This is a genomic window from Photobacterium sp. GB-36 (genome assembly GCF_003026135.1).
GTDB lineage: Bacteria > Pseudomonadota > Gammaproteobacteria > Enterobacterales > Vibrionaceae > Photobacterium.
The window spans coordinates 1-7,455 of the sequence record NZ_PYNY01000047.1 but is presented as its reverse complement, the minus strand read 5'-3'; the positions used below and the strand labels follow the sequence as shown (position 1 = coordinate 7,455).

Annotated in this window: 4 protein-coding genes; all 4 read left to right on the top strand. The window is 40.1% G+C overall.

Annotated features, from left to right (window positions below):
- Positions 1 to 535 precede the first annotated feature (535 nt).
- Entirely contained in the window at positions 536 to 1,054 is a 519-nt protein-coding gene (locus tag C9J46_RS20960; protein ID WP_005365509.1) for an Hcp family type VI secretion system effector, read from the top strand.
- Positions 1,055 to 1,166: 112 nt separating this feature from the next.
- Positions 1,167 to 3,245, top strand: a complete 2,079-nt coding sequence (locus tag C9J46_RS20955) for a type VI secretion system tip protein VgrG (RefSeq protein ID WP_107208777.1) — start codon at positions 1,167 to 1,169, stop codon at positions 3,243 to 3,245.
- Positions 3,236 to 3,760 carry a DUF4123 domain-containing protein gene (locus C9J46_RS20950; protein ID WP_045131087.1) on the top strand — a complete coding sequence of 175 codons (525 nt, stop codon included), beginning with the start codon at positions 3,236 to 3,238 and terminating at the stop codon, positions 3,758 to 3,760. Before C9J46_RS20955 ends, C9J46_RS20950 begins: the two co-directional genes overlap by 10 nt.
- Positions 3,761 to 3,763: 3 nt before the next feature.
- Positions 3,764 to 7,455 (top strand): hypothetical protein (locus tag C9J46_RS20945; protein WP_146144678.1); only part of this gene is annotated, 3,692 nt, incomplete at its 3' end.

Genomic DNA, 7,455 nt, shown 5'->3' with positions numbered 1-7,455 from the left:
ACGGCCAAGTTTCGTTACATTGTCCGAGCCGCTGCTTTATTCAGGCTCGTAGGTTCATCTGGTGATACAGACGGTTCACTCATAAAGCGGTGAACAACGCTTCATACGACTTCAGGTCGCACGGACATAAATGAGTTAGATTCTTAGCTCTATTTGGGGAGATTCGTATTAGAAAATATATGGAAAATCTATTTTAACGCTTGGTTTATCGTAAAAAATCGTCGTCACTGATTTCAATAAGTCATACTCGACCAGAAGGTCTACACCTCACGCTGCCAAACTCATATTAATAACTACCACCCCCCTCTCTAACTTCATATTTCGAGCATTTTACATTTAGCTTACCGAGCAAGAACTTGCCCAAATCGAGCAATAAGTTGCCCAGCCGGGCAAGATCTTGCTCGATATATAATAGCGTAAAAACGCAAAATCAATACTTATCAGTAACTTAAAGTTTGGCACACTTCCTGCTCTAACAGCACGTCATCACAGCATAGGCTGTGTCATTTACTCCATCATAAAATAGGATACTAAGATGCCAACTCCTTGTTATATCGCGATCCAAGGCCAAACTCAGGGTAATATTACAGCGGGTGCATTCACACCTGATTCTGTCGGTAACATCTATGTTGAAGGTCACGAAGACCAAATGCTTGTTCAAGAATTCAAGCACGTTGTTACTGTTCCTACAGACCCACAATCAGGTCAGCCTTCAGGTCAACGTGTTCACAAGCCATTTAAATTTACCGTGGCACTGAACAAAGCCGTTCCTCTGATGTACAACTCATTGGCATCAGGTGAAATGCTACCGTCTGTAGAGCTAAAGTGGTACCGCACATCGGTTGAAGGTAAACAAGAGCACTACTTCACCACAACGCTGACCGATGCAACGATTGTTGATATCAACACCCACATGCCACACTGCCAAGATTCATCAAAAGAAGACTTCACGCAGCTTATCGAAGTATCAATGGCTTACCGTGCAATTAACTGGGATCACACGGTATCTGGCACATCTGGTGCTGATGACTGGCGTGCACCGCTAGAAGCGTAATCGCACTCAACTATGTATCAGCCTACACAACTGTGTAGGCTGCTTTTCGTTTATGCCTTTGCTAAATACGCCGCAAGGCCGACGTTAGCAAAGGTTTAACCACGAGGTCAGTATGGCAACAAAAACGGGTTTGCAATTTACATTCGAAGTCGATGGGCTAGAGGCTGATGCCTTTGCCGTCACGCAATTTTCAGGCACTGACAACCTGTCTATGCCTTTCGCCTTTACCATCGACTTAGCCAGTCGTCACCCGGCCTATACGCCGCAAGAAACCGTCGATAACACGGCCACGCTCACGGTCTGGCGAGACGGTGAACAGCAACAGCAATGGCATGGCATTATTCGACGTTTTACCCAAGGTGACACAGGTCATCACCACACCTTGTATCAGGTGGAATTTGTACCGCCAGCAGCCCGCCTCGCGTTGCGCCACAATAGCCGTATCTTTCAAACACAAACGGTGCCTGAAATTATCTCGGTGATACTACAAGAATTAGGGATTACCGATGTTGATTTCGTTTTAACGCGAGATTACGTGCCGCGTGAATATTGCGTCCAGTACCGTGAAACAGATTTAGCCTTTATCGACCGCATTGCCGCAGAAGAAGGCCTGTTTTACAGCTTTGTCCATGATAATAAAAAGAATACCCTGCGCTTTTCTGATGACACCCAAAGTGCCGCTCGACTGGCGGCACCACTGCCTTATAACAGCCGCAGTGGTGGGCAAAGTGGCGTGCCTTTTGTGCGCACCTTTGCTCGCCATACGCAAATGCGCCCATCATCAGCGCAACTCAAAGATTACAGCTTTAAAAAGCCGGCTTATAGCTTCTTACAAACGGCCAATGCGAAAGAAGCCGATTACCAGCAAGCCAATTACGAACATTACGATTACCCTGGGCGTTACAAAGACGATGCCAGCGGTAAGCCGTTTACTTCTTTTCGACTCGAATCATTACGTCGTGATGCCAATACAGCCTATGGTGAAAGTAACACCCACGGTTTAATTGCTGGGGTGAACTTCACTCTCCAAGAACACGATGATGAGCAATGTAATGACGAATGGCTCGTGGTGGCGGTTAACCATATGGGCACGCAACCGCAAGCATTAGAAGAAGCTGGCGGACAAGGCGTAACAACCTATAACAATGATTTTATTGTGATACCCGGTCATCGCCCATGGCGAGCCACCTACACGGCTAAGCCTCGTGTAGACGGCCCACAAATTGCGATGGTTGTGGGCCCTGAAGGCGAAGAGATTTACTGTGATGAATACGGTCGGGTCAAAGTCCAATTCCCATGGGATAGATACAGTAACAGTGATGACAATGCGAGTTGCTGGATACGAGTCTCCCAAGGTTGGGCGGGGAGCCAATATGGCATGCTCGCACTACCCCGTATTGGTCATGAAGTGATTGTTGATTTTCTGGAGGGTGATCCAGACCAACCGATTATCACAGGCCGCACTTACCATGCGACCAACAAGCCCCCTTACCCGTTACCTGCCAATAAAACCCGTACGGTATTGCGCACAGAAACACACCAAGGTGATGGCTATAACGAGCTGCGCTTTGAAGACCAAGCAGGCAAAGAAGAAATATATGTTCACGCGCAAAAAGACGTGAACATGTTGGTGGAAAACGATCGCAAAGACGACATCAAACACGATTTACACCTTGATGTAGACAATGAACGCTTCACCCACATCAAAACCCACGACCACCTAACCGTCGACGGTGAAAGCCGTACCCATGTAAAAGCCGATCAAACCGTTGCGGTTGATGGCAGCTTACACATGAAACAAGGCCAAGCATTATTGGTGGATGCGGGTAATGAAGTACACCTTAAAGCAGGCTCAAAAGCCGTGATTGAAGCGGGTGCTGAAATCACGCTGAAGGCTGGCGGCAGCTTTATCAAAATAGATGCATCTGGCGTTTCAATTTCAGGGGCAGCGGTCAACATCAATGCAGGTGGCAGTGCGGGCAGTGGCTCTGGCTTTGGGGGTTTATCACCGTTATTACCGCGTGCGGTTGAAGCGGCACATAAAATTGAGTCCGTTTCTCCACTCGTTCACTCACCAACAAAAGCATTAGAGCATGCCGCAAAACTAAATTTGGCAGCCGTGGGGGTTTGTTTAAAACAAGAAGGTAAAACAACTTGTGGATTATGTAATGGAGAACACGCATGTTCTTAGAAAGTGAAAACCATTGGATTGTTATTGATACTCCAGATAGTCAACAATCACTTAATTTTATTACAGCGCAAGGGTTCGATTACTTTTGGTGGTATACCAATACACCTTTGGCTGACTCTTTATCTGTTTCTCCTCTTTGGGTAAAGGTTCCATCAAATAAAGTGGAAGAAATATTGACGAGGTTCTCTAGCAGTGCAGTGTTTGCAAGTCAGTTAAATGATGAACAATTTGAAGACTACATAAAAACTCTTGTGCTAATGCTTAGCCCTACCCACAAACCCTATGTCGTTCGATTTTATAACCCTAAATATTTGCAGTATTGGTTCGCGGATCTAACGACAGAACGCCAAGAAACGCTATTAGGGCCAATCATTCGTATTGGATGGAAACAAAATGGAGCTGTTCATACCATTGAAAATCATCACCCTAGTTCGTTCGAAAATTCAAAGACAATTGCTTGGTTTCAATTGAATGAAGTTGAGTGGGATCTACTTAAAATTGCGTATAAGAAATAAATTATGGCTAAGACTTTAGATTTAACCAATACAGAATTACAACAATGTGATGTATTTAGTTCAGACGGAGTAACCGCTGGGCCCTGTGAACCTAAAAACGTTGCTGATATTTTATATATTCCTCAGCAAAAGAAATGGTTTTATGTTTCAGCAAAAGATGCTGAAGAATTAAAGGCGCAAGCTGATGAATTAGATGATACCGTTAAAGTGGTAACGGAAAAATTGTATTCAGGCGATGCCAAAAAGGATGAACAAAAAGGTAAAGAGGCGATCCAACAAGAAGTGCTAGAAAAATTAAATCAAAAAGGCATTCTTGAAAACTATAAGATCCGCTCATTTACTTATTTTTTATCCTCTGAAAAAGATAAAAGTGACTATGTCCAATGTCTTTATACGAGAAACTTAATTCAAACCTATGTCAAGATTATTGAAAATACGTCAAAAATACCAAAACTAGAGAAAGTTGCCGCTGCTGAAGATTCAATTATTGAGCGTTACAGTCAACAGCTAGGTCTGACGTATTCAGATTTGGCGGAAGATTCTATTGTACGAAATACCATGCGAGCGATTGAGCATAATATAGAATTACGTAATTCGACGCGGATTGGTTACAGTACAAAAAAAGACTTAGTTAATTTTCTCAATACGCAAGTCATTAAGCAGTTGAGCAATCAAATTGAACAATATGAGGAAAAGGCTAAAGAGCAAGCGAAAAAAGAAGGATTCTTATGGTATCAAAGTTTACTAACTGGTAAATATCGTTTTGTTAAAGGTGATGAAAAGTTCGTTGAGAAAAGTTATAACGGATACATTGCTCTTCGAAAAGATTTTAATGATATGTATAGAGATCCTCAATATGACATGCTTGATGATTTCGAAAAGTACAAACAAAAAGGAAATGTTCGAACAAATAGCATTGTTGCTGCAAATGTATACAAATGTTTGGAGCTATTGAATGCTCAAGGGATGGCGGTTCCAGAGCAAGTGCTATCAAAAAAAGAGCTTTTTGCTACAGATCAAGAAACTCAGAAAGCGTTTGATGATTTGGTCAGTAAATTGAGTGATAAATCTATATTAAGCAAGTTGGATAGAACTGGGCGTGACCTTACAGATAATATAGAAATGCTACGCTTTGATAGTAGTAACCCGAAAATACTTCACGAGATTAGTAACCACAAATTTATCTTATTTATCGAAAAGTTAGGGTATTACAATTGTCTTGCTTTCTCTGATGCTTTAGATAAAGCGTTATCCGCAGATATCCAAGAATACATTACCGAAATTTTAGGAAACAAAACAACTGCTCTTAACTATGGAATGGGTGGCATATATATTCTTGCAGCGATACGTTATCAAATCGACTATCTAAAATATTGTGCAAATCAAAATTTAAAACAAGGGAAAGTAAATTTTTGTCTTGATAGCAATAAAATTAAACAATCATTACTTGCACTTGATACCATTACTTGGTCTTCTAATGATATCAAATTAACTGAATATAAATTTGCATGGAAAGAGTCGGATACGCACATAGTTGAATTTTTTATCATGAGCGAAGAAAATAAACCTCGTTATATGATAAGCAGTGATTTAAATAAATTACTAGACTCTCATGGTCTCGTTACAGAGTTAAAATTAAAAGACAATATAGATGTTGCTCGTGGCGTTAAAGATGAAGACATTAAACAAGCCAATTCAGCCGATTCATTACAGGCTGGAATTAAGCAAGCTATAAAATTGGCTCGTGATTCTGTAAAAAATAACCAAACTAAAACAGTCAATCTTAATAGTGATATCCCTGATAGTAGTATTGATAAATTTACAAAATACACTTCCCTTATTCAAATGTCACAAACTATAGGTGGAGGAAAGGGGCTAAGTTATATCGTCAATGCGCAAGCTGAGCTATTTCGCTTTTGTGCTGATAATTGCCGCTTTGAAGCTGATTATCCAGAGTCTTTTGAGGATCTTGTAAAACGAGCGATTAAACAGACAGATATTGCCAGTATAGAAGCGTCGGCCAGTATTGATATATTGAGTGGATATATGTCAATAAAGCAGATGCTGCCGAGCCGTAATGGCTTTCCTATGATTATATCCGCACGTTTTGGTGAGCAAAATAAAGTAAAGGAACTGCATTTGGGGCAATTAAGATCGGATGTTGATATGGTACTTTATGGAAGTGTCGGGATCGGATTAAGTTTAAGTGCGGCAGTTTCTATGACATCAACGGACGGAGGCCTTTCTCTTTCACCTATTTTACCTGGTGATACCAATCTACCAAATGGCGGCTATATTGCTGGCTCTGTTGATGTATTCGCGGGTGCTCGTGCTGGTGTTACTGTATCCAGTGATGTTAAATGGTGTAAACCAATTAAGAATATGCAGGGCATGGTGCTCGATCCTCTAAATAAAAGTTGGATTGCTCAACTTACGCCAATGCAAGCTAATAATTTAAGAACGACAAATAATTATCACGTTCGAGAAGATCGAGATTGGCATCAAATAGGACGTTTCTGTAATACGACTGAGAAAAGTTTTGGTATTGGGCTACGTGGCACACTCAAATTTGGCTATCGAAAGAATCAATATATTCTAACTTGTGGTGGTGGTCTTACTGTTGGTGGTGGAGGCTATGTAGAGCAGACGATAGCACTATATCCAGAATCTTTACTTGAGTTTGTTAATGCTTTCGTTGACTTATTGGCAAGCAATGATTTTCGACGCTTAGATATTTTTACGGAGAAAGACGATGAGGATGGTACTTTAGATGGTAATCAAGTATTAAATACTCTCATTACGATGACTATGGTGACAGGACTGGAGGTTTCTCAGCTGGCTTTATTAAATATGAATGAAGTGATAAAGCAAGAGAAAAAAATCTTGGTTCATGGGCATGCTGATATGATTGCGAATAATATAATATCATTTCATAATAAGAATCAGAATATACAGGATATGAAGCCTTGGTTTAATAATATGCCCCCAGAATCAAGAGCAAGACTTTTATATTCTCTAACGGTTGATAGTACTCTTCTTGACATTACTCTAGGTGTCAAAGTTAGTGAGTTAAAACGCTTTAATCAGTCTCCATTTCAAATATTAAAGCCACCACAACTTTCTGAAAAAGAAAAAGAAAAATTAGTAAATGGTGTTAATGAGGAGGCCCCTCGTTGGATAGCTATCTGTAAATTACTTAATTTTTGGGTTAATCAAGATAGTTATATTTATAAGTCTGTTGAAGATAGACAAATATGCGAAACTTTTACAAGATTTAATGCTCTTGGTAAAGTAATGCTTGTGAGGGATTATGCTAATAAATTGATTCCTTATATTGTTTGGGGGAAGTTAAAAGAGTTTTTAGAGAGATATGATCAGTTCTATATTGATGGGTTAGATTATCACGAAAGCATTAACATTAATGAACTTTATTTTGTAAATAAAGTTAAAGATAATATAGATGCATATTTTAATTCTTACCCTGAAACTAAATACAAAGTAATAAAAAGAAAACTTTATGGTACTGATTTGGAATTTGTAGTCTTTAATGGCGAGAGAACTAACCTCTCATTAGAATTGAAATTTGGATATTACCATTTAGCAAGGTCTAAGGTTTATCCTGATGAATATAAAGAATTTTCTGATGGCCTATTATCATTTATAAATTCACCATCGAAGATGATAAAGTCTAGTAT